Below are 21,988 nucleotides of genomic sequence, written 5' to 3'. Positions count from 1 at the left end.
ATGCCTGCCTACAAACGGATTCTGTTGAAGTTGTCGGGTGAAGCCCTGATGGGCGACGACGCCTTCGGCATCAACCGGGCCACCATCGTGCGCATGGTGGAAGAAATTGCAGAAGTCACCCGCCTGGGTGTCCAGGTGGCCATCGTCATCGGTGGCGGCAACATCTTCCGCGGTGTGGCGGGTGGGTCGGTCGGCATGGACCGAGCCACCGCCGACTACATGGGCATGCTGGCCACCGTGATGAATTCGCTGGCGCTGGCCGACACGATGGACAAGGCTGGCCTGGTGGCCCGTGTGATGTCGGCCATTGCCATCGAGCAGGTGGTCGAGCCTTACGTGCGCCCCAAGGCCCTGCAGTACCTCGAAGAGGGCAAGGTCGTGGTGTTTGCCGCCGGCACGGGCAACCCGTTTTTCACCACCGACACGGCTGCTGCCTTGCGGGGTGCCGAAATCGGCGCCGAAATCGTGCTCAAGGCCACCAAGGTGGATGGTGTGTACAGTGCCGACCCCAACAAAGACCCCAACGCCACGCGGTATGCATCGATCACCTTTGACGAGGCCATGCACAAAAACCTGCAGGTCATGGATGCCACAGCGTTTGCCTTGTGTCGTGACCAGAAACTGCCGGTGAAGGTGTTTTCGATCTTCAAGCCCGGCGCGCTGCGCGATGTGGTGATGGGCAAAGACGAAGGCACGCTGGTTCACGTGTGACGCCCGATGGCCCGCACCACTTGCTGATTTGAGGAGTTTTCATGAGCGTTGACGACATTCGAAAAACCGCCGAGCACAAAATGATGCAATCGGTGGAGGCCTTCAAGAACGGCCTGACCAAGATCCGAACCGGCCGTCCGAACCCGGCGCTGCTCGACACCGTGCACGTGGACTACTACGGCGCGATGTTGCCCTTGTCCCAGGTGGCCAATCTCACCTTGCTGGATTCGCGCACGATCGGCGTGGCACCTTGGGAGAAGGGCATGGGCGCCAAGATCGAGAAAGCCATTCGCGAGTCCGATCTGGGCCTGAACCCGTCAAGCCAGGGCGATCTGATTCGTGTGCCGATGCCCCCCATGACCGAAGAGCGCCGCAAGGAACTCACCAAGGTGGTGAGGGGTGATGGCGAAGCCGCCAAGATCGCCATCCGCAACCTGCGCCGTGATGCCAACGAACAGGTGAAGAAGCTGGTGAAGGAAAAGCTGGCGTCTGAAGACGACGATCGCCGTTCGCAGGAAGACATCCAGAAACTCACCGACCGGGTCATCAACGAGGTGGACCGCCTCGTGGCCGGCAAGGAACAGGACATCATGGCGGTTTGACCGCCCGTCTGTTTGCGCAACCCCTCGCACCGCGACACATGGCCCCGCCCAGTCCCACGCCCAACGCATCACCCGCTTCATTGCCCCGGCACGTGGCCATCGTGATGGACGGCAATGGTCGCTGGGCGCAGAAGCGCTGGTTGCCGCGTGTGGCCGGGCACAAGCAGGGCGTCGAGGCGCTGCGCCGTATCGTCAAGGCTTGCCTGGAACGCGGCGTTGGCGTGTTGACCGTGTTTGCGTTTTCTTCCGAAAACTGGAACAGACCGGTGGAAGAGGTGTCCAGCCTGATGGATTTGCTGGTGCTTGCTCTGTCGAGAGAGGTGCCCTCGCTGAGTGGCAACGGCGTGCGCCTGCACTTCCCCGGCGACAGACGCGGTTTGTCCAACCGAGTGGTGCAAGGCCTCACGGCGGCCGAGCGCGATACCGCCCACAACCACAAGCTGGTGCTCAACGTCTGTTTCAACTACGGAGGCCGCTGGGACATGGCCCAGGCTGCGCAGCGGCTGGCGGCGCAGGGGCTTGAGATCACGGAAGAAAGCCTCAACGGTGAGCTGGCCCTGGCGCACGTGCCCGATCCCGATCTCCTCATCCGCACTGGGGGTGAGCTGCGCATCAGCAACTTCCTGCTCTGGCAGGCCGCCTACACAGAGCTGGTGTTCACCGAATGCCTGTGGCCTGACTTTGATGCGGCTGAACTGGACCGCGCCCTGCTCGAATACGCCAACCGCGAGCGGCGCTTCGGCCAGACATCGGAGCAAGTCGGCCAGGCCGAGCCCATGCTGGCTGCGGGTGGCGATCGACATGCTTAGACAGCGCGTCATCACCGCCGTGTTGCTGCTGGCGGTGTTGTTGCCCGCGCTGTTTTATCCCTCTATCGCCCCCTTTGCCGCCCTCACGCTGTTGCTGATCGTGGCAGCCGGCTGGGAGTGGGCGCGGCTCAATGGGGCGGGCTCACGCCTGTCGCTTGCGCTGGGCTGCGGCCTGGGTGCGTTGATGGCCGCCATCTGGATGTTGGACGGGCTGATGCAGTCGTGGCGTGGTTTGTGGATGGTGGTTGGAACGTTGTGGGTGTTGCTGTCTGTGGCCATGCTCGTGCGCGGTGTCCCGGGTTGGGGGGCATGGCCAGCCGGTCTGCGCCTGTGGATGGGACTGGTGCTGATCGGCTGCGCGTGGCTGGCCATGGTGCAGGCCCGCCTGGTGGGGTTGGAATTTTTGCTGTCGGTGCTGCTGCTGGTGTGGGTCGCCGACATTGCGGCTTACGCAGGCGGCAGGACACTGGGGCGGCGCAAACTGGCGCCCTCCATCAGTCCGGGAAAATCGTGGGAGGGTGCCTTCAGTGGGCTCGTGGGCGTGTTCTTGCTGGCAGCAGCGTGGCTCTGGGCCGATGGGCAAGGCGCTGGCAGCGCGACCAGCCTGTACGCCCGCCTGTGGACTTTCGGACCGTTACCCGCAGTGGCGTCACTCGCCTTCATGGTTTGCATGAGCGTGGTCGGTGACCTGGTGGAGTCGCTGGTCAAGCGCAGTGCCGGGGTGAAGGATTCCAGCGGCCTGCTGCCTGGCCACGGCGGCGTGCTCGACCGTGTTGACGCCCTGCTGCCGGTCTTGCCTCTGGCCATGATGCTCACCACTTTTTGATTTCCATGAACGCCACGCAGTCCATCACCATCCTCGGCTCCACCGGCTCCATCGGCAAAAGCACGCTGGACGTGCTGGCACGCCATCCCGATCGCTACCGGGTGTTCGCCCTCACGGCCGCCACACAGGTCGACCTGATGCTGGAGCAATGTCGGCAGTTTTCTCCCCGGTATGCAGTGATGGTGAGCCCGGCGCATGCCAGGCAGCTCGCCGACCGGGTGAGTGAACTCGGCCTGAAGGTGCAGGTGCTTTCGGGTGCAGCGGCCTTGTGCGAGGTGTGTATCGACCCGGACGTGGACGCGGTCATGGCCGCCATCGTGGGTGCGGCGGGCCTCGCGCCCAGCCTGGCCGCTGCGCAGGCCGGCAAAAAACTTCTGCTGGCCAACAAGGAAGCGCTGGTGGTCGGCGGTGCCTTGTTCATGCAGGCGGTGCGCGACGGGGGTGCCACCTTGTTGCCCATCGACAGCGAACATTCGGCCGTGTTCCAGTCGTTGCCCGAAGACCCGGCGTCGTGGTCGCGCCGGGTGGAGAAGATTGTGTTGACCGCATCGGGTGGGCCATTTCGCACGCGCGACCTGCAGACGCTTGCCCAGGTGACGCCGAACGAGGCTTGCGCCCACCCCAACTGGGTGATGGGGCGCAAGATATCGGTGGACTCCGCCACCATGATGAACAAGGCGCTCGAAGTGATCGAGGCCTGCTACCTGTTCGGTCTTCCCCCGGGGCGGATCGAGGTGGTGATCCATCCGCAAAGCGTGATTCACTCCATGGTCCAGTACACCGATGGTTCGGTGGTGGCGCAACTGGGCACGCCCGACATGCGTGTGCCGATTGCCTACGGCCTGGCCTGGCCCGAGCGCATGGCCTCGGGCGCTGCACCGCTGGATTTCGGCGCCCTCGGAGCGCTGACTTTTGAAACACCGGATGCCCAGCGTTTCCCGGGACTTCAACTGGCCTGGGATGCCCTGGCCGGCCCGGTGGGCACCACCGCCGTGCTCAACGCGGCCAACGAGGTCGCGGTGGCGGCGTTTCTCGATCAGCGGCTTCGCTTTGATCAGATCCACGTCATCAACGATGCAACTTTGCAGGCGTTGGTGCCCTCCAAACCTTGCGACCTGCCGGACTTGCTGGCCATTGACCAGGAGGCCCGCGATCTGGCCCAGCGTCAGGTCGAACGCCTGTTGCGCTGAACCCGCTGCCTCGCAGACGCTGAGGCAAGCGCCTTCAACTTCACGACCCGTCCGCCATGCTCACACTCGTTGCCTTTGTGGTTGCCCTCGGTCTGTTGATTGCGGTGCACGAATACGGTCACTACCGCGTGGCTGTGGCCTGCGGTGTGAAGGTGCTGCGTTTCTCCGTGGGCTTTGGCAAGCCGTTGCTCACCTGGCGGAAAAAGGGAAGTCCCACAGAGTTCGTGCTTTGCATGCTGCCCTTGGGCGGTTATGTGCGCATGCTCGACGAACGCGAGGCGCCGGTGGATGCCACCGAGCGCCATCTGGCCTTCAACACCCAGCCTCTGCGTTCGCGCGCGGCCATCGTGGCGGCCGGTCCGGCGGCCAACCTGCTGCTGGCGGTGGCCCTGTATGCCGTGGTGAACTGGAGCGGCGTCGAAGAGCCCAAGCCCGTGCTGGCCAGCCCGGCCATCGGCTCACTCGCCGAGGCAGCTGGCCTGCGCGGCGGGGAATGGGTGTCGCAGGCTGGAGCCGATGAAGAAAACCTGGCCGATGTCGGATCCTTCGAAGACCTGCGCTGGCGCCTGACCCAGGCGGCGCTGTCCAACGAAGACATGACGCTGCGGGTGAGCAACGAGGAGGGCGGCGCACCACGCGTGGTCGTGTTGCCGTTGGCTGGGCTTGATGTGCGCGAAGCCGACGCCTCGCTGTTCCAGAAGATCGGCATCACCGGTCCATGGACCCAACCCGTGGTGGGCGAGGTGATGGCAGGTGGTGCGGCTGCGGCTGCGGGCCTGCTTGCCGGTGACAAGGTGCGCAGTGTTGATGGCGCTGCCGTACCCGACGGGCAGCGGCTGCGTGCGCTCATACGGGCCTCCACCGGCCCGGCAGGCGAGGCGCGCGAGCAGCGATGGTCGGTCGATCGCAACGGCCAACGCCTTGAGTTGTCAGTCAAGCCGGTGCCCGAGAAACAAGGTGATGCGTGGGTGGGGCGCGTGGGAGCCTACATTGGTGCGGCGCCCGAAATGATGACGGTGCGCCATGGCCCGGTCGACGGCCTGCTCAAGGGGGTAGCACGCACATGGGAAGTGTCTTGGCTCACGCTCAAGATGATGGGGCGCATGCTGATCGGGGAAGCCTCGGTCAAAAACCTCAGCGGTCCGCTGACGATCGCCGATTACGCGGGTAAATCCGCCAGCCTGGGCATCACCTCTTACATCCTGTTTCTGGCCCTCATCAGCGTGAGTCTGGGCGTGCTGAACCTGCTGCCTCTGCCCGTCTTGGACGGGGGGCACCTGATGTATTATCTTTGGGAGGGTGTGACCGGTCGCAGCGTATCTGACGTCTGGATGGAGCGCCTGCAGCGCGGTGGTGTCGTGGTCCTCATGGCGCTCATGTCCGTTGCCTTGTTCAATGATGTGGCCCGCTTGGCTGGCTGAACACTTTTCCTCATGACAAAAAACAAAAACGGTCTGCGTGGCCTGACCCTTTCAGTGCTCGCGACCGCCTTGCTGAGCGCGTTGCCTGCATGGGCCGTTGACCCTTTCACTTTGCGCGACATCCGCGTGGAAGGCCTGCAGCGGGTTGAGCCTGGCACCGTGTTTGCCTCGTTGCCCTTTCGCATCGGCGACCAGTACAACGACGACAAGGGATCCACGGCGATCCGCTCCTTGTTTGGCCTCGGCTTGTTCAGCGACATCCGGCTGCAGATCAACGGCGACGTGCTGGTCGTGATCGTGGAAGAACGCCCCACAGTGGCCGATGTGAGCTTTTCCGGCATCAAGGAATTCGACAACGAGGTGCTGACCAAAGCGCTGCGCGATATCGGTCTGACCGAAGGTCGGCCCTTCGACAAGGCGCTGGCCGACCGGGCCGAGCAGGAGCTCAAGCGTCAGTACATCAGCAGGAGCATGTACGCCGCGCAGGTGGTCACCACCGTCACACCCGGCGAACGCAACCGGGTCAATCTCAACTTCAGCGTGGTCGAAGGTGACATCGCCAAGATCAAGGACATCCGGATCGTGGGCAACCAGGCCTTCTCCGAATCCACCTTGCGCAACTTGTTCGATCTGGACACAGGCGGCTGGCTCAGCTGGTACACCAAATCCGACCGGTATTCACGCGCCAAGCTCAACGCCGATATCGAAACCCTGCGCTCGTACTACCTCACGCGCGGCTACCTCGAGTTCCGCATCGACTCCACGCAGGTCGCCATCTCGCCCGACAAGCAGGACATGTCGATCACGCTCAACATCACCGAAGGCAACCGCTACGTGGTGTCGTCGGTGACGCTAGAAGGCGAGTACCTGGGCAAGGAAGAAGAGTTCAAGTCGCTTGTGACCTTGCGTGCTGGCGAGGCCTACAACTCCGAAGACGTGACTAGCACGGTCAAGGCGTTCACCGATTACTTCGGTGCCTTCGGCTACGCCTTCGCTCAGGTCGAGGCCACGCCCGAGATCGACCGCGTGAACAAACGTGTTGCCTTCGTGGTGCGTGGTCAGCCTGCACGGCGTGTGTACGTGCGCCGCATCAACGTGGAAGGCAACAACCGCACGCGCGATGAAGTCGTGCGCCGCGAATTCCGCCAGCTTGAATCGGCGTGGTACGACAGTGATCGCATCCGTTTGTCGCGCGACCGGGTTGACCGGCTGGGTTTCTTCACCGAAGTCGGTGTCGACACCCAGCAAGTGCCCGGTTCGCCAGACCAGGTCGACCTGACGATCTCGGTGGCGGAAAAGCCCACCGGCAACCTATCGCTCGGCGCGGGCTATTCGCAGGCCGAACAGCTCTCCATCATCGCCGGCATCCGGCAGGAAAACGTGTTCGGCTCGGGCAATTACCTCGGCATTGACATCAACACCAGCAAGTTCAACCGGCAGCTGGTGCTCAGCACGGTCGACCCTTACTTCACGCCCGATGGCATTTCGCGCAGCATCGACGCTTACTACCGCACGACGCGCCCTTATGACAGCCAGTCCGAGACGGGCGACTACCGTCTGATCACCAAAGGCACTTCAATTCGCTTTGGTGTGCCCTTCACCGAAGCGGACACGGTGTTCTTCGGCGTGGGCGTTGAGCAGACAACGATCGAGCCGGGCATTTTCCTGCCAGTGGCTTACCAGGATTACAGAAACCAGTTTGGCGAAACCAGCAACACCGTGCCTCTGACGGTGGGCTGGTCGCGCGATACCCGCGACAGTGCACTGGTCCCTACCCGCGGCCGTCTGCAGCGTTTCAACACCGAACTCGGTGTGGCAGGTGACGCCCGATATGTCAAGGCGAACTACCAGTTTCAGCAGTACTTCCCGTTGAGCAAGCAGTACACGCTGGCTCTGAACAGCGAACTGGGCTTCGGCAAAGGCCTGGGTGGTCGACCCTATCCGGTGTTCAAGAACTTCTTCGGTGGTGGCCTGGGTTCCGTGCGTGGTTTCGAACAAGGCACGCTTGGCCCGGTGTCCCCCGTGACGGGATCCCCGGAGACCGTCAACATTGGCGGCAACCGCAGCATTGCCCTGAACGCCGAGTTCATCACACCCTTCCCCGGTGCTGGCAATGACCGCAGCCTGCGCATGTTCGGATTCGTGGACATTGGCAACGTGTTTGGTGAGAACGACACCCGTGTGAATGCCACCGACCTGCGCGCCTCGGTTGGTTTGGGCCTAAGCTGGATCTCGCCCATCGGCCCACTCAGATTCGCCATCGCCAATCCCATCCGGAAATTCACCGGCGATAAAATCCAGAAATTCCAGTTTCAGATCGGAACCTCCTTTTGATGAAGACACTATCCAGCCTGTTCAACCGCAAGACGCTCGTTGCCGTGGCCCTGGGGCTCGCAACGCTTGGCGTCGCAGCGCAAGACCTGCGCATCGGTTTTGTGAATCTGGAGCGCATCCTGCGCGACTCCAATTCGGCCAAAGCCGCCCAGACCAAGCTTGAGCAGGAGTTCTCCCGGCGCGAGAAAGAAGTGCAGGGCCTCGCGGCCCAGCTGAAGTCGGCGTCGGAGAAGTTCGAGCGCGAAGCGCCCACCCTGCCCGAAGGCCAGCGCACCACGCGCCAGCGCCAACTGGTCGAGCAGGACCGCGATTTCCAGCGCAAGCAGCGTGAGTTCCAGGAAGACCTGAACATGCGCAAGAACGAAGAACTGCAAAGCGTGCTGGAGCGCGCCAACCGCGTGATCCGCCAAGTGGCCGAGGCCGAGAAGTTCGACCTGGTCATCCAGGAAGCCGTCTACATCAATCCCAAGCACGACATCACCGACAAGGTGCTCAGCGGCTTGAACGGCAGCAAGTAAGCCGCAGGGTCCGGGTGTGTCGCGGCCACTGGGCTCCATTGTCGAAGCCCTTGGTGGCGAGCTTGTCGGCGCACCCGACACCCCCATCCACCGGCTGGCCCCGCTGGCCACTGCCGGGCCCGATGCGCTGGCCTTCATTGCCAACGCCCGCTACGCGTCCCAGATCGCCACCACCCGCGCAGCCTGCCTGATCGTTCCGCTCTCGCTGCGTGGTGCGGCCAGCGCGCGCGGTGCGTGCATCGTCACCGACGACCCTTACCTGTACTTCGCCCGCCTCACCCAGTGGTGGCGGCGCGAGCACGCTGTCGCCGCTCCAGCCGCCGTTCATCCGACCGCGTCGGTGCACCCGACAGCGGAACTGGCCTCGGACGCGGACGTGGGTGCGTTTGCCGTCATTGGTGCCCACGTGCGCGTGGGTGCTGGTGCTCGCGTGGGCGCGCACTGCGTGCTCGGCGACCATGTGCAGGTGGGCGCACTGACCCTGCTGCACCCCCGCGTGACGGTGGGCGAGCGCTGCAGTCTGGGCGACCGCTGCGTGCTCCATTCGGGCGTGGTCATCGGCGCGGACGGATTTGGCTTTGCGCCGCACCAGGGGCAATGGATCAAGATCGAGCAGCTCGGCGCCGTGCGCATCGGCAACGACGTGGAGATTGGTGCCAACACCTGCATCGACCGCGGCGCGCTGGACGACACCGTGATTGAGGACGGCGTGAAGCTCGACAACCTGATCCAGATCGGCCACAACGTGCGCGTGGGTACGAACACGGCCATGGCCGGCTGCGTCGGCGTGGCGGGCAGTGCCACCATCGGCGCGGGCTGCACCATCGGGGGCGGTGCCGTGGTGCTGGGGCACCTGAAGCTGGCCGATGGCGTTCACGTGTCGGCGGCCTCGGTGGTCACCCGGTCGCTGCTCAAGCCTGGCCACTACACCGGCATGTTCCCCATCGACGACAATGCGAACTGGGAAAAAAATGCTGCATCCCTCAAGCAGCTCAACCGCATTCGCGAACGTCTCAAGGCCGCAGAGCATGCGATCGAACAAGCCCTCCAGAACAACACAAAGCCATGATGGACATTCACCAGATTCTCAAGCAGCTGCCCCACCGTTATCCGTTCCTGCTGGTGGACAGGGTGCTTGAGCTCGACAAGGGCAAGCGCATCAAGGCGCTGAAAAACGTGACCATCAACGAGCCGTTTTTCGTGGGCCACTTTCCCCACCGCCCGGTGATGCCGGGTGTGCTCATGTTGGAGGCCATGGCGCAAGTTGCGGCCCTGCTGGCGTTTGACACGCTGGGTGTGACGCCCGACGACAAGACGGTGTACTACTTCGCCGGTATCGACGGTGCGCGTTTCAAGCGCCCCGTGGAGCCGGGTGACCAACTCGTGATGGACGTGACGCTGGACCGCATGAAAGCGGGCATCTTCAAGTTCAAGGGCATCACCCGCGTCGGCGAGCAGGTGGCGTGTGAAGCCGAGCTGATGTGCACCATGCGCACCATCGCCTGACGGTGGGGGAGGGCGCTCTGTGTCTCTGATCCATCCCACCGCGCTGGTGGACCCAGCCGCCGAGCTCGACAGCTCGGTGGCGGTCGGCCCCTACACCGTGATCGGCCCGAATGTGAAGGTCGGCGCGGGCACCACCATCGGCGCGCATTGCGTGATCGAGGGTCACACCACCATCGGTCGCGACAACCGCATCTTCCAGTTCAACTCGCTGGGTGCCGTGCCGCAGGACAAGAAGTACGCGGGCGAGCCGTGTGAGCTGGTCATCGGCGACCGCAACACGGTGCGCGAGTTCTGTACCTTCAACATCGGCTCGCCTGGTGATCGCGCGGTGACCCAGATCGGCAACGACAACTGGATCATGGCCTACGTGCACCTGGCGCACGACTGCGTGGTGGGCAACCACACCATCTTTGCCAACAACTCGCAGCTCGCCGGCCACGTGGTGGTGGACGACTGGGTGATCCTGGGCGGCTTCACCGTGGTGCACCAGTTCGTGCGCGTCGGCGCTCACGCCATGACGGCCATGTGCTCGCTGCTGTTTGCCGATCTGCCACCGTTTGTGATGTGCCAGGGCCAGCCGGCCCAGGCGCGTTCGATGAACTTCGAAGGCCTGCGCCGCCGCGGCTTTTCGCCCGAGCGCATCGCGGCCGTGAAGGCCATGCACAAGGCGCTTTACCGCGAAGACCTGAAGCTCGATCAGTCGGTGGAGCGCATTCGTGCGCTGACCGAGAAGACGCCTGAAGCCGCTCCCGACGTGGCCATGATGCTGGACTTCCTCGGGCAGGTGTCGCCCCAGCGCGGCATCGTGCGCTGATCCCGACATGAATTCTTCAAAACGTTTTGCCCTGGTGGCGGGCGAAACGTCGGGTGATCTGCTCGCTGGCCTGTTGCTCGGAGGGGTGCGGCAGCGATGGCCCGATCTGCAGTCTTTCGGCATCGGCGGCCCGCAAATGGCGGCGCGAGGCTTCGAGGCCTGGTGGCCCAGCGAGAAGCTGGCGGTGCGCGGCTATGTGGAGGTGCTGCGCCACTACCGCGAGATCGTCGGCATCCGCGCGCAACTGCAGCAGCGCCTGCTGTCCGCCGACCGGCCCGATGTGTTCATCGGCGTCGATGCACCCGATTTCAACCTCGACCTGGAAGCCAACCTGAAGGCGGGCGGCGTGCGCACCGTGCATTTTGTTTGCCCGTCTGTTTGGGCCTGGCGCGCCGAACGTGTCGAGAAGATTCGGCGCAGTGTTGACCATGTGTTGTGCATCTTTCCTTTCGAGCCCGAGCTGCTCGCCCGACACGACATCGCCGCCACTTACGTGGGCCATCCACTGGCCAATGTGATTCCGCTGGAGCCCGACCGTGCTGCCGCCAGAGCTGCCCTGGGTCTGCGCGAAGAAGACACCGTGGTCGCCATCCTGCCGGGCAGCCGGGCCTCCGAGGTGCAGTACCTTGCCCAGGTGTTTTTTGAAGCCGCTGTGCGTTTGCGCAGTGCACGCCCCGGCATTCGCTTCGTCGTGCCGGCCGTGCCCGCGCTGCGCGAGCGCATCGAGGCTGCGGTCCGAAGCGCTGGGCTGGGCGCCGAGTTGCAGGTGATCGCAGGCCAGTCCCACACCGCGCTGGCCGCCTGCGATGTGACTTTGATTGCCAGCGGCACGGCCACGCTGGAGGCGGCGCTGTTCAAGCGGCCCATGGTGATTGCCTACAACATGAACTGGTTGTCGTGGCAGATCATGCGGCGCAAGCAATTGCAGCCCTGGGTGGGCTTGCCCAACATCCTGTGCAATGACTTTGTGGTGCCGGAGTTTTTGCAGGACGCCGCCACGCCGCAAGCCCTGGCTCAGAGCGTGCTCGGCTGGCTCGACGCGCCTGAGAGAATCGGGGCCTTGCAGCAGCGCTTCTCTGCGCTGCACGACACCCTGCGGCGCGACACCGCCCAACTGGCCACCGATGCGATCGAAAAAGTTCTTGAAGGCTGAGCAGGCCAATCTGGTCTGGGACGTTCCGGGGCTGGTGGCCGGCGTGGACGAGGCCGGACGCGGACCGCTGGCCGGCCCCGTGGTGGCCGCGGCCGTGATCCTGGACGATCTCAAGCCCATCAAGGGCCTGGCCGATTCAAAACAACTCACCGCGCTGCGCCGCGAGCGCCTGTACGACGAAATCCGCGCCAAGGCGCTGTGCTGCAGCATCGCGCAGGCTTCGGTGGAAGAGATCGACCAGCTCAACATCCTGCAGGCCACGATGCTCGCCATGCGCCGCGCGGTGCTGGGCCTGCGGCTGAAGCCAACCAAGGTGCTGGTGGACGGCAACCGCCTGCCTGCGCTGGACGTGCTGGCCGAGGCCATCGTCTCGGGCGACGCGCTGGTGCCCTGCATCTCGGCAGCGTCCATCCTGGCCAAGGTCACGCGCGACCGCATGTTGTGCGAACTGCACCTGCAGCACCCCGAGTACGGCTTTGACCGGCACAAGGGCTACGGCACGGCCGAACATTTGCGAGCGCTGCAGGCGCATGGGGCCTTGCCCGTGCACCGGCGCTCGTTTGCACCGGTGGCGCGGGCGCTGGCCCTCGTCGGCCAACAACAGAACGCACCCGCATGAGCGAACCCACCGTCATCACCTCGCGCGACAACCCGCTGCTCAAGCGCCTGCGCGTGCTGGCGCAGGACAACACCGCCTACCGCAAGCAGGGACAGGTCTGGCTGGAAGGTGATCACCTTTGCCGCGCCTTGCTGGCCCGCGGCCACCGGCCCGCCATGGCCGTGTTCACCGACGATTTCTGGGTGCAGGCGCCGCACGACCTGCGCGATGCGTCCGACCACACCGTGACCGTGCCGCGCGCGCTCATGGCGTCCATCAGCGGGCTCGAATCGCCTGCCGGCGTGGGCTTTGTGTGGGACCTGCCCAAAGTCACCGCGCTGGACGCAGGCCAGGCCGCCGTGGTGCTGGACTGTCTGCAAGACGCCGGCAACGTGGGTTCGATCCTGCGCAGCGCGGCGGCCTTCGGTTTTGGCCAGGTGCTCGCGCTCAAAGGAACGGCCGCCCTCTGGTCGCCCAAGGTGCTGCGCGCCGGCATGGGTGCGCACTTCGCCCTGCGACTCGTTGAAGGCCTGTCGGGCGCCGATCTGGCCGCGTTGGAAGTGCCCTTGCTGGTGACCAGTTCGCACCAGGGCGATCTGCTGCACCAGGCGTCGTTGCCCTGGCCGTGCGCCTGGGTGCTGGGGCACGAAGGGCAGGGCGTGAGTTCTGTGCTGGAAGCCATGGCTGCGCAGTCGGTGCGCATTGCGCAGCCCGGTGGTGAAGAGTCGCTCAACGTCGCAGCTGCAGCAGCGATCTGCCTGCACGCGAGCGCGGCGACGTCCAGTTAATCAACGGGGAAGCCCGGGGACAGCGGGCCAGCCGCCGGGCCGCCCCCAAGGCAGGCCCAGCCCCCTCGGGGGGCAGCGACCCGCGCAGCGGTGGAGCGTGGGGGCAGCATATAATTCCGGGGTTTACCCGCAATCAGCGCAACGCGCGCTCACCCCGGTTCCTCACCCCAGGTTTCTTTCCGTTCGAGTCCCCCGAAAGTCAGGGGCAGGGCGGGTGCGAAGCCTGCGCGGCACCAACCGCCGGTGGCCTGCGTTTCGCCCCACTTCTGGAGTCCCATCCGTGCTTCCCGTCCACCCGAAAGCCCTTCTCGCGCTCGCCGACGGCACGGTCTTTACAGGCGTCTCCATCGGCGCCACCGGTCAGACCACGGGTGAGGTGGTGTTCAACACCTCACTCACCGGCTACCAGGAAATCCTCACCGATCCGAGTTACTGCCAGCAGATCGTGACCCTCACGTATCCGCACATCGGCAACACCGGCATCAACGCCGAAGACGTCGAAGCCAGCCGCATCCACGCCGCTGGCCTGATCATCAAAGACCTGCCCCTGCTGGCCTCCAACTTCCGCAGCACCGAAACGCTCTCGCACTACCTGCAGCGCGAAGGCACCGTGGCCATTGCCGACCTCGACACCCGCGCGCTCACCCGCCGCCTGCGCACCCACGGCGCGCAGAACGGCTGCATCGTTGCACTGCCCGCGGGCGAGGCCATCACCGACGCGCATCGCGCGGCTGCCGTGGCTGCCGCCAAAGCCGCGCCCAACATGGCTGGCCAAGACCTGGCCAAGGTGGTCTCGGCCACCGAGCCTTACGCCTGGACACAGACCGAGTGGCAACTCGGCTTTGGCTACGGCGAGCAGATCGTGCCGCGTTTCCACGTGGTGGCGTACGACTTCGGCGTGAAGAACAACATCTTGCGCATGTTGGCGCAGCGCGGTTGCAAGATCACCGTGGTGCCGGCACAAACGCCCGCCTCCGACGTGTTCAAGCTCAAGCCCAACGGCGTGTTTCTCTCCAACGGCCCGGGCGACCCGGAGCCTTGCGACTACGCGATCGCCGCCACGCGCGAGATTGTTGAAGCCGGCGTGCCCACCTTCGGCATCTGCCTGGGCCACCAGATTCTGGCGCTGGCCAGCGGCGCCAAGACCTTCAAGATGAAGTTTGGCCACCACGGGGCCAACCACCCGGTGAAAGACCTCACCAACGACGACAAATACGGCGGCCGCGTCTCCATCACCAGCCAGAACCACGGCTTCGCGGTGGACGAGAAGACGTTGCCCGCCACGCTGCGTGCCACCCACGTGAGCCTGTTCGACGGCACGCTGCAGGGCCTGGCCCGCACCGATAAGCCGGCGTTCTGTTTCCAGGGCCACCCGGAAGCCTCGCCCGGCCCGCACGACATCGGTTATTTGTTCGACCGGTTCATCGACCTCATGCAAGCCCGCGTGAGCGCAACCGCCTGAGGCCGCCGCCATGAAGCTCTTCAGTTTTCCTGTGTTCGCCATCGAGAAAGCCATCGGCAAGCGCATGTTGACGCTGGAGGCGCCGCACAAGGACTGGTTCGCCCAACGCTGGGCGCAGAAGCCCTACCGCAAGGCGTTCCTGGAAAACAAGGCCATGCCGCTGGTGACGCTGCTGGCCAAAGGCAAGACCTGGGACGACGAGACCTTCAACACCGAACTGGCGGCCTGGGAGGCGCGTTTTTACGACGCTGAAGTCGAGGTGCTGCGCCCCCTGATCGAAGGCGACGGCCTGCTGCAGTTGATGCAGAAAAACGTGCCGGCCGAGCGACTGCAGGCCTTGCTGAACACACTGGACACCCAGCGTCAGGCCTGAGCCTGCGCAACCCACCGCGAACCCCATGCCCAAAAGAACCGACATCCAAACCGTCCTCATCATCGGCGCCGGCCCGATCATCATTGGCCAGGCCTGTGAGTTCGACTACTCCGGCGTGCAGGCCTGCAAGGCCTTGCGCGAAGAGGGCTACAAGGTCGTGCTGATCAACAGCAACCCCGCGACCATCATGACCGACCCGGCCACGGCCGACGTCACCTACATCGAGCCCATCACCTGGCAGACGGTGGAGAAGATCATCGCCAAGGAGCGTCCGCTCGCCGCGGGAGGCTTCGCCATCCTGCCGACCATGGGTGGGCAGACGGCGCTCAACTGCGCGCTCGACCTCTGGCGTCACGGTGTGCTGGCAAAGTACGACGTGGAGCTCATCGGCGCCACGCCCGAGGCCATCGACAAGGCCGAGGACCGTCTGAAATTCAAGGACGCCATGACCAAGATCGGTCTGGGTTCGGCGCGCTCGGGCATTGCCCACAGCCTGGAAGAGGCCTGGGGCGTGCAGAAGACGGTGGGCTTCCCCGTGGTGATCCGCCCCAGCTTCACGCTCGGCGGCACCGGCGGCGGCATTGCCTACAACCCGGAAGAGTTCGAGACCATCTGCAAGCGCGGTCTGGAAGCTTCGCCCACCAGCGAACTGCTGATCGAAGAGTCGCTGCTCGGCTGGAAAGAGTACGAGATGGAAGTGGTGCGCGACAAGGCGGACAACTGCATCATCGTGTGCTCGATCGAAAACCTGGACCCGATGGGCGTGCACACCGGTGACTCGATCACCGTGGCCCCGGCCCAGACGCTGACCGACAAGGAATACCAGATCCTGCGCAACGCCAGCCTGGCCGTGTTGCGCGAGATCGGCGTGGACACCGGTGGCTCCAACGTGCAGTTCTCCATCAACCCGGCCGACGGTCGCATGGTGGTGATCGAGATGAATCCGCGCGTGTCGCGCTCGTCAGCACTCGCCTCCAAGGCCACGGGCTTCCCCATCGCCAAAGTCGCGGCCAAGCTGGCCATTGGCTACACGCTGGACGAGCTGCGCAACGAGATCACCGGCGGCGCCACGCCGGCGTCGTTCGAGCCGTCGATCGATTACGTGGTCACCAAGATCCCGCGCTTTGCGTTCGAGAAATTCCCCACCGCCGACAGCCGCCTGACCACGCAGATGAAGAGCGTGGGCGAGGTCATGGCCATGGGCCGCACCTTCCAGGAGTCGTTCCAGAAAGCCCTGCGTGGCCTGGAGGTCGGTGTGGACGGCATGAATGAGAAGACGCAGGACCGCGAGACGCTGGAACGCGAACTCGGCGAACCCGGCCCGGACCGCATCTGGTACGTGGGCGACGCGTTTGCCGCCGGCTGGACCATGGACGAGGTGCACCAGTTCACCAAGATCGACCCGTGGTTCCTGGTGCAGATCGAAGAGATCGTGAAGATCGAACTCGCGCTGGAGAAAACCAGCCTGGAAGCGATCGACGCCGAAACGCTGCGCGGCCTGAAGAAAAAGGGTTTCTCCGACCGCCGCCTGGCCAAGCTGCTCAAGACCAACGAGCAGGCCGTGCGCGAACGCCGCATCGCCGAGAACATCCGCCCGGTCTACAAACGCGTGGACACCTGCGCGGCCGAGTTCGCCACCGACACCGCTTACCTGTACTCCACGTACGAAGGCCACGGAGACGGTGAGTGCGAAGCCGAGCCGACCACCAACAAGAAGATCATGGTGCTCGGCGGCGGGCCCAACCGCATCGGCCAAGGTATCGAGTTCGACTACTGCTGCGTGCACGCGGCACTCGCCATGCGCGAAGACGGTTACGAGACCATCATGGTCAACTGCAATCCCGAGACCGTGTCGACCGACTACGACACCAGCGACCGCCTGTATTTCGAGCCGCTCACGCTCGAAGACGTGCTGGAGATCGTGGACAAGGAAAAGCCGCTGGGCGTGATCGTTCAGTACGGCGGCCAGACGCCGTTGAAGCTCGCGCTCGGTCTGGAGGCCGCTGGCGTGCCCATCATCGGCACGAGCCCCGACATGATTGACGCTGCTGAAGACCGCGAGCGTTTCCAGCAACTGCTGCACACCCTGGGTCTGCGTCAGCCACCCAACGCCACCGCGCGTGCCGAGCCCGAGGCGCTGGAGAAGGCGGCTGCACTGGGTTACCCGTTGGTGGTGCGTCCGAGCTATGTGTTGGGCGGCCGTGCGATGGAGATCGTGCACGAGCAGCGCGACCTCGAGCGCTACATGCGCGAAGCGGTCAAGGTGAGCCACGACTCGCCGGTGCTGCTCGACCGTTTCCTGAACGACGCGATCGAGTGCGACGTGGATGCGATCCGCGACCACACCGGTCGTGTTTTCATCGGCGGCGTGATGGAGCACATCGAGCAGGCCGGCGTGCACAGCGGCGACTCCGCCTGCTCGCTGCCACCGTACTACTTGGCCAAGGCCACGGTGGACGAGCTCAAGCGCCAGACCGCCGCCATGGCCGAGGGCCTGAACGTGATCGGCCTGATGAACGTGCAGTTCGCCATTCAAGAGGTGGACGGCCAGGACGTGATCTACGTGCTGGAAGTCAACCCGCGCGCCTCGCGCACCGTGCCCTTCGTCTCCAAGGCCACCGGCATCCAGCTGGCCAAGGTGGCGGCGCGCTGCATGGCCGGCCAGTCGCTGGACGCGCAGGGTATCGGCACTGAGGTCACGCCGCCGTACTTCAGCGTCAAGGAGGCCGTGTTCCCGTTCGTCAAGTTCCCCGGTGTGGACACCATCCTCGGCCCCGAGATGAAGTCCACCGGCGAGGTGATGGGCGTGGGCAAGACCTTTGGTGAGGCGTTCGTCAAGAGCCAGCTGGGCGCCGGCACCAAGCTGCCCCGACCCGGCAAGGCCGCCAACGGTTCAACCGGCAAGGTGTTCCTGACCGTGAAGAACAGCGACAAACCGCGCGCGGTGGAGATTGCACGCCAACTGGTGGACATGGGCTTCGAGCTGGTGGCCACGCGTGGCACGGCTGCGGCCATCAGCGCGGCTGGTGTGGCGGTGCAGATGGTGAACAAGGTCACCGAAGGCCGCCCGCACATCGTCGATGCGATCAAGAACGGCGACATCGTGCTGGTGATCAACACGGTGGAAGAGCGCCGCAACGCCATCACCGACTCGCGTGCCATCCGCACCTCGGCCCTGCTGGCCCGGGTGACCACCTTCACCACCATCGCCGGCGCAGAAGCGGCGGTGGAAGGCATGAAGTACATGGACAGCCTGGGCGTGATTTCGGTGCAGGAGATGCACGCGCAGCTCACAGCTTGATCCGGGTTCATCCCGGTTGAGCACAGGCTCGACGGGGGCATAATCGACTCCTATACACCGCCGACCGGCAACGCTCGGCGGTTTCCTTTTGCACCGACGCAGTCGCAAAGACGGCTGCATCCCGATTTCCGGAGGACCCCATGGCCACCCTGCCCATCACCAAGCGCGGCGCTGAAAAACTCAAGGAAGAGCTGCACCGCCTCAAGACCGTGGACCGCCCCTGGGTGATCAACGCGATTGCCGAAGCGCGTGCGCAGGGCGACCTGAGCGAGAACGCCGAGTACGACGCCGCCAAGGACCGCCAGGGTTTCATCGAAGGCCGCATCGCCGAGATCGAAGGCAAGCTCTCGGCCGCACAGATCATTGATCCGACTGCGGTGGACGCGGGTGGCAAGGTGGTGTTTGGCGCGACGGTTGAACTGGAAGACGAAGCCAGCGGCGCGGCCGTGACCTACCAGATCGTGGGCGAAGACGAAGCCGATCTCAAGCAGGGGCTGGTCAATATCGGCAGCCCGATTGCACGCGCGCTCATCGGCAAGGAAGAAGGCGATGTGGCCGAAGTGCAGGCGCCAGGTGGCACCAAACGCTTCGAGATCGTGGCTGTGCGCTACGCCTGATGCCGCTGCAACGGGTCGCTGTTTTTGTGGCCGCCTTGTGGTGGGGCGGTCTCTCGGCACTGAGCTTTCTGGCGGTACCGCTGCTCTTTGCCACGCTGGGCAGCCCGGCAATTGCCGGACCGGTGGCTGCAAAAATCTTCTCGCTGCAGTGCTGGGCCGGCCTGGTGCTGGGTATGGCGCTGCTGCTGATCCTGCGCCGCTGGCGCGTTGAAGGCGCCAGCATCGCGCCCGCCGCACTCACCACAGTGGGCATCGTGTTGTTCGCCATGTTGCTCGCCCTCGTGCAGGAGTTCGGTGTGGCCCAGAACATCGTGACCGCACGCGCCAGCGGCGGCAATCTCCGGCTGTGGCATGGCGTGGGCAGCGCGATGGTGCTGGGGCAGTGGCTGTGCGCGGGGGCGGTGCTTTGGCGAGTGTCGGGCGCCTCGGGGGTCAAGAATCAGGCCCGATAATCCGGGCTCAAACGAGGAGGGAGGACGGTACGGGCAATGGCGTGGCTTCGTGGCTGGTCAAGGTGGGTCTGGGCCTTGTGGCGCTGGTGGTTTTCCTGATCGCGGTCAATCCCATTCGCATCGTGCAGGCGGGTACCCGGGGTGTGTTGACCATCTTTGGCAAGGTCGATCCCACGCCGCTGGGTGAAGGCATTCACTTCGTGATGCCCTTTGTGAGCCGGGTGCACGTAATCGACGTGCGCCTGCAGAAGAACGAAGGCAAGGGCGTGGCGGCCTCACGCGACCTGCAGCAGGTGCAGATCTCCGCAGCCCTGAACTGGCGCCTGGATCCAGCCCTGGTGGCGGACACGTTTCAGAAGATCGGCAATGAGCAGGCCGTGGCGGCCCGGGTCATCGAGCCCGCCGCACAGGAGGCTACCAAAGCGGTGGCCGCCCAATACACCGCCGAAGAGCTGGTCACCAAGCGCATCGACGTGAGTTTCAAGATCCGCGACGCCCTCGACCAACGGCTCAAGCGCCACGGCGTGGTTGTCGACACCCTCGCCGCGGTGAACTACGACTTCTCCAGCGTGTTCGACAAGGCCATCGAGGCCAAGGTGGAAGCGGAGCAGAAGAAGCTGACCGCCGAGCGCGATCTCGAGCGCATCAAGGTCGAGGCCGAGCAGGCCTTCGCCAAGGCGCGTGGCGAGGCCGAGGCCCTGAAGGCCAAGCGCCTGGAGATCACGCCCGACCTGCTGCGCCTCAAGCAGCTTGAGAACGAATCCGAGGCTATCCGGAAATGGGACGGCAAGCTGCCCCAGGTCACGGGTGGGGCCACGCCCTTCGTGCAGATCAAGCCGCAGTAGCGGCGGTCAGTCCGCGAGCCGCTCGGCCGATTCGAGGGTGTTGACCATCAGCATGGTGATGGTCATGGGGCCGACACCGCCCGGCACGGGGGTGATGTAGCTGGCCACTTCTTTCACGCCGGCAAAGTCCACATCCCCGCACAACTTGCCCTCAATGTTGCGGTTCATGCCCACGTCGAGCACCACCGCGCCGGGTTTGACCATGTCGGCGGTGAGCACATTGCGCTTGCCCACCGCGGCCACGATCACGTCGGCCTGCAGCGTCATCGCCTTCAGATCTTTCGTCGCGCTGTGGCAGATGGTGACGGTGGCGTTTTGCTGCAGCAGCATGAGCGCCATGGGTTTGCCCACGATGTTGCTGCGCCCGATCACCACCGCGTGTTTGCCCTTGAGGTCGTAGCCGATGCTCTCCAGCATCTTCATGCAGCCGTAGGGCGTGCAAGGCCAGAAGCCGGGCATTCCAGTCATGAGGGCGCCTGCGCTGGCGATGTGGAACCCATCCACGTCCTTGGCGGGTGAGATCGCCTCGATCACCTTTTGCGCGTCAATGTGTGCGGGCAGCGGCAACTGAACCAGGATGCCGTGGATGGTGGCATCGGCATTGAGCGCGTCCACGCGCGCCAGCAGCTCGGCTTCGGTCATGGTGGCGGGCCAGCGCTCCAGCACCGAGTGCATGCCGGTGTCTTCGCAGGCCTTGACCTTGTTACGCACATACACCTGCGACGCCGCGTTCTCACCCACCAGAATCACCGCCAAGCCCGGCGTGACGCTCTTGGCTTTGAGGGCGGTGACGCGCGCGGTCACGTCGGCGCGAAGTTGGCGGGAGAGGGCGTTGCCGTCGATGAGTTGTGCGGTCATGGGGTGAGCGGGCTGCGGTTGAAACGGAAACGCCCGCCGGTAAGGGCGGGCGTTGATCGGGTGTGTGGAGTCGGTGTGTCAGGCCTTGGCCGGGGTCTGTCCCAGCGCGATCTTGAGCAGGTCGGCCACGGTGTTGGCGCCGAGTTTTTCCATGATGTTGGCGCGGTGCGCTTCCACCGTCTTGATGCTGATGCCCAGGTCGTCGGCGATCTGTTTGTTCAGCCGGCCTGCCACGATGCGCTCCAGCACCTGGGCTTCGCGGCTGGTGAGCTTGGAGAGCAGGGCGTCGCGGCTCACCGCTTGCTGGTGGGTGGTGAAGGCTCCGCGGGCATGTTCGAGCATGCGCTCGACGAGCGTGACGAGCTGATCTTCCTTGAACGGCTTCTGGATGAAGTCGAGCGCGCCTTTTTTCATCGATTCCACTGCCATCGGCACGTCGCCGTGGCCGGTGATGAAGACGATGGGCAGGGGAGACTGGCGCTCGATCAGCCGCTCTTGCAGCTCCATGCCAGTCATGCCGCCCATGCGGATGTCGGCGATCAGACAAGCCACCTCGCGGGCGTCGTAGCGGCTGAGGAAGGCCTCGGCCGATTCGAAGCAGCGGACCCGGAAGTCTTTGCCTTCGAGCAGCCATTGAAGTGAGTCGCGCACCGCCTCGTCGTCATCAACGACATAAACAGTGCCTTTTTTCGGGATCAAACTCATCTCGCTCTTTCTGTGTCCGTCACCGGCTCTGTGGCTGGTCCGGTTGATGCGTCGCCGACCGTCAATCTGGAGACCACAGGAATCAAGAAACTGAAGCAGCAACCC

General features: G+C 64.5%; 22 protein-coding genes. 20 read left to right on the top strand and 2 right to left on the bottom strand.

Annotated features, from left to right (window positions below):
• From pyrH to ACN4F8_RS18835, 20 genes are all read left to right on the top strand, one after another.
• Positions 1–711, top strand: a complete 711-nt coding sequence (pyrH, locus tag ACN4F8_RS18930; RefSeq protein ID WP_419474988.1) for a UMP kinase — start codon at positions 1–3, stop codon at positions 709–711.
• A 41-nt stretch (positions 712–752) separates the two neighbouring features.
• Positions 753–1,313, top strand: coding sequence for a ribosome recycling factor (frr, locus tag ACN4F8_RS18925; RefSeq protein WP_069046663.1), 561 nt, complete (start codon positions 753–755; stop codon positions 1,311–1,313).
• A 38-nt stretch (positions 1,314–1,351) separates the two neighbouring features.
• The gene (gene uppS / locus ACN4F8_RS18920; RefSeq protein ID WP_419474987.1) at positions 1,352–2,122 is read left to right on the top strand and encodes a polyprenyl diphosphate synthase; all 771 of its coding nucleotides are present in this window, start codon (positions 1,352–1,354) and stop codon (positions 2,120–2,122) included.
• Positions 2,115–2,948 (top strand): phosphatidate cytidylyltransferase, encoded by an 834-nt coding sequence (locus tag ACN4F8_RS18915; protein WP_419474986.1) that lies wholly within the window; start codon positions 2,115–2,117, stop codon positions 2,946–2,948. The genes uppS and ACN4F8_RS18915 overlap by 8 nt, the downstream gene beginning before the upstream one ends.
• A gap of 5 nt (positions 2,949–2,953) precedes the next feature.
• Complete coding sequence (ispC, locus tag ACN4F8_RS18910) at positions 2,954–4,138, top strand: 1-deoxy-D-xylulose-5-phosphate reductoisomerase (protein WP_419474985.1); 1,185 nt, start codon at positions 2,954–2,956, stop codon at positions 4,136–4,138.
• A gap of 56 nt (positions 4,139–4,194) precedes the next feature.
• Positions 4,195–5,559 carry an RIP metalloprotease RseP gene (rseP, locus tag ACN4F8_RS18905; RefSeq protein WP_419474984.1) on the top strand — a complete coding sequence of 455 codons (1,365 nt, stop codon included), beginning with the start codon at positions 4,195–4,197 and terminating at the stop codon, positions 5,557–5,559.
• A 12-nt stretch (positions 5,560–5,571) separates the two neighbouring features.
• On the top strand, positions 5,572–7,893 hold the full coding sequence (gene bamA / locus ACN4F8_RS18900; protein ID WP_419474983.1) for an outer membrane protein assembly factor BamA: 2,322 nt from the start codon (positions 5,572–5,574) through the stop codon (positions 7,891–7,893).
• Positions 7,893–8,411, top strand: coding sequence for an OmpH family outer membrane protein (locus ACN4F8_RS18895; protein WP_419474982.1), 519 nt, complete (start codon positions 7,893–7,895; stop codon positions 8,409–8,411). Before bamA ends, ACN4F8_RS18895 begins: the two co-directional genes overlap by 1 nt.
• A gap of 16 nt (positions 8,412–8,427) precedes the next feature.
• Positions 8,428–9,480 carry a UDP-3-O-(3-hydroxymyristoyl)glucosamine N-acyltransferase gene (gene lpxD / locus ACN4F8_RS18890; RefSeq protein WP_419474981.1) on the top strand — a complete coding sequence of 351 codons (1,053 nt, stop codon included), beginning with the start codon at positions 8,428–8,430 and terminating at the stop codon, positions 9,478–9,480.
• Entirely contained in the window at positions 9,477–9,917 is a 441-nt protein-coding gene (fabZ, locus tag ACN4F8_RS18885) for a 3-hydroxyacyl-ACP dehydratase FabZ (RefSeq protein ID WP_300874368.1), read from the top strand. The genes lpxD and fabZ overlap by 4 nt, the downstream gene beginning before the upstream one ends.
• 19 nt (positions 9,918–9,936) lie before the next feature.
• The gene (gene lpxA / locus ACN4F8_RS18880; RefSeq protein WP_419474980.1) at positions 9,937–10,731 is read left to right on the top strand and encodes an acyl-ACP--UDP-N-acetylglucosamine O-acyltransferase; all 795 of its coding nucleotides are present in this window, start codon (positions 9,937–9,939) and stop codon (positions 10,729–10,731) included.
• A 7-nt stretch (positions 10,732–10,738) separates the two neighbouring features.
• Entirely contained in the window at positions 10,739–11,884 is a 1,146-nt protein-coding gene (gene lpxB, locus ACN4F8_RS18875; RefSeq protein ID WP_419474979.1) for a lipid-A-disaccharide synthase, read from the top strand.
• Entirely contained in the window at positions 11,856–12,503 is a 648-nt protein-coding gene (gene rnhB / locus ACN4F8_RS18870; protein ID WP_419474978.1) for a ribonuclease HII, read from the top strand. The genes lpxB and rnhB overlap by 29 nt, the downstream gene beginning before the upstream one ends.
• Positions 12,500–13,270, top strand: coding sequence for a TrmH family RNA methyltransferase (locus ACN4F8_RS18865; RefSeq protein ID WP_419474977.1), 771 nt, complete (start codon positions 12,500–12,502; stop codon positions 13,268–13,270). Before rnhB ends, ACN4F8_RS18865 begins: the two co-directional genes overlap by 4 nt.
• 280 nt (positions 13,271–13,550) lie before the next feature.
• Positions 13,551–14,732, top strand: coding sequence for a glutamine-hydrolyzing carbamoyl-phosphate synthase small subunit (gene carA / locus ACN4F8_RS18860; protein WP_419474976.1), 1,182 nt, complete (start codon positions 13,551–13,553; stop codon positions 14,730–14,732).
• 10 nt (positions 14,733–14,742) lie between these two features.
• Positions 14,743–15,105, top strand: a complete 363-nt coding sequence (locus ACN4F8_RS18855) for a hypothetical protein (RefSeq protein WP_419474975.1) — start codon at positions 14,743–14,745, stop codon at positions 15,103–15,105.
• 25 nt (positions 15,106–15,130) lie between these two features.
• Entirely contained in the window at positions 15,131–18,406 is a 3,276-nt protein-coding gene (gene carB, locus ACN4F8_RS18850) for a carbamoyl-phosphate synthase large subunit (protein WP_419474974.1), read from the top strand.
• 140 nt (positions 18,407–18,546) lie between these two features.
• Complete coding sequence (gene greA, locus ACN4F8_RS18845) at positions 18,547–19,023, top strand: transcription elongation factor GreA (protein WP_419474973.1); 477 nt, start codon at positions 18,547–18,549, stop codon at positions 19,021–19,023.
• Positions 19,023–19,475: a DUF4149 domain-containing protein gene (locus tag ACN4F8_RS18840; protein WP_419474972.1), complete on the top strand. Its 453-nt coding sequence runs from the start codon at positions 19,023–19,025 to the stop codon at positions 19,473–19,475. Before greA ends, ACN4F8_RS18840 begins: the two co-directional genes overlap by 1 nt.
• Positions 19,476–19,516: 41 nt before the next feature.
• Positions 19,517–20,320, top strand: a complete 804-nt coding sequence (locus tag ACN4F8_RS18835) for a prohibitin family protein (protein WP_419474971.1) — start codon at positions 19,517–19,519, stop codon at positions 20,318–20,320.
• Between the two features lie 6 nt (positions 20,321–20,326).
• On the opposite strand, the gene folD is transcribed toward ACN4F8_RS18835, so the two are convergent.
• Both folD and ACN4F8_RS18825 read right to left on the bottom strand, forming a co-directional pair.
• A complete protein-coding gene (gene folD, locus ACN4F8_RS18830) occupies positions 20,327–21,178 on the bottom strand; it encodes a bifunctional methylenetetrahydrofolate dehydrogenase/methenyltetrahydrofolate cyclohydrolase FolD (protein ID WP_419474970.1) in 852 nt (283 codons plus the stop codon).
• A 78-nt stretch (positions 21,179–21,256) separates the two neighbouring features.
• Entirely contained in the window at positions 21,257–21,883 is a 627-nt protein-coding gene (locus tag ACN4F8_RS18825; protein WP_419474969.1) for a response regulator transcription factor, read from the bottom strand.
• Between the last annotated feature and the right edge of the window lie 105 nt (positions 21,884–21,988).

This window comes from Hydrogenophaga sp. (assembly GCF_048549895.1).
Taxonomy (GTDB): domain Bacteria; phylum Pseudomonadota; class Gammaproteobacteria; order Burkholderiales; family Burkholderiaceae_C; genus Hydrogenophaga.
Note: the sequence above shows the minus strand (reverse complement) of the source record. Positions and strands in the feature narration are given on the sequence as shown.

What these genes read in the sequence shown, in the direction of transcription:
- lpxB (WP_419474979.1), top strand. Translation starts at nt 10,739, where the DNA reads ATGAATTCTTCAAAACGTTTTGCCCTGGTGGCGGGCGAAACGTCGGGT.
- rnhB (WP_419474978.1), top strand. Translation starts at nt 11,856, where the DNA reads ATGCGATCGAAAAAGTTCTTGAAGGCTGAGCAGGCCAATCTGGTCTGG.
- folD (WP_419474970.1), bottom strand. Translation starts at nt 21,178, where the DNA reads ATGACCGCACAACTCATCGACGGCAACGCCCTCTCCCGCCAACTTCGC.
- frr (WP_069046663.1), top strand. Translation starts at nt 753, where the DNA reads ATGAGCGTTGACGACATTCGAAAAACCGCCGAGCACAAAATGATGCAA.
- ACN4F8_RS18855 (WP_419474975.1), top strand. Translation starts at nt 14,743, where the DNA reads ATGAAGCTCTTCAGTTTTCCTGTGTTCGCCATCGAGAAAGCCATCGGC.
- ACN4F8_RS18825 (WP_419474969.1), bottom strand. Translation starts at nt 21,883, where the DNA reads ATGAGTTTGATCCCGAAAAAAGGCACTGTTTATGTCGTTGATGACGAC.
- ACN4F8_RS18865 (WP_419474977.1), top strand. Translation starts at nt 12,500, where the DNA reads ATGAGCGAACCCACCGTCATCACCTCGCGCGACAACCCGCTGCTCAAG.
- ACN4F8_RS18915 (WP_419474986.1), top strand. Translation starts at nt 2,115, where the DNA reads ATGCTTAGACAGCGCGTCATCACCGCCGTGTTGCTGCTGGCGGTGTTG.
- ACN4F8_RS18840 (WP_419474972.1), top strand. Translation starts at nt 19,023, where the DNA reads ATGCCGCTGCAACGGGTCGCTGTTTTTGTGGCCGCCTTGTGGTGGGGC.
- carB (WP_419474974.1), top strand. Translation starts at nt 15,131, where the DNA reads ATGCCCAAAAGAACCGACATCCAAACCGTCCTCATCATCGGCGCCGGC.
- ispC (WP_419474985.1), top strand. Translation starts at nt 2,954, where the DNA reads ATGAACGCCACGCAGTCCATCACCATCCTCGGCTCCACCGGCTCCATC.
- rseP (WP_419474984.1), top strand. Translation starts at nt 4,195, where the DNA reads ATGCTCACACTCGTTGCCTTTGTGGTTGCCCTCGGTCTGTTGATTGCG.
- uppS (WP_419474987.1), top strand. Translation starts at nt 1,352, where the DNA reads ATGGCCCCGCCCAGTCCCACGCCCAACGCATCACCCGCTTCATTGCCC.
- greA (WP_419474973.1), top strand. Translation starts at nt 18,547, where the DNA reads ATGGCCACCCTGCCCATCACCAAGCGCGGCGCTGAAAAACTCAAGGAA.
- ACN4F8_RS18895 (WP_419474982.1), top strand. Translation starts at nt 7,893, where the DNA reads ATGAAGACACTATCCAGCCTGTTCAACCGCAAGACGCTCGTTGCCGTG.
- bamA (WP_419474983.1), top strand. Translation starts at nt 5,572, where the DNA reads ATGACAAAAAACAAAAACGGTCTGCGTGGCCTGACCCTTTCAGTGCTC.
- pyrH (WP_419474988.1), top strand. Translation starts at nt 1, where the DNA reads ATGCCTGCCTACAAACGGATTCTGTTGAAGTTGTCGGGTGAAGCCCTG.
- fabZ (WP_300874368.1), top strand. Translation starts at nt 9,477, where the DNA reads ATGATGGACATTCACCAGATTCTCAAGCAGCTGCCCCACCGTTATCCG.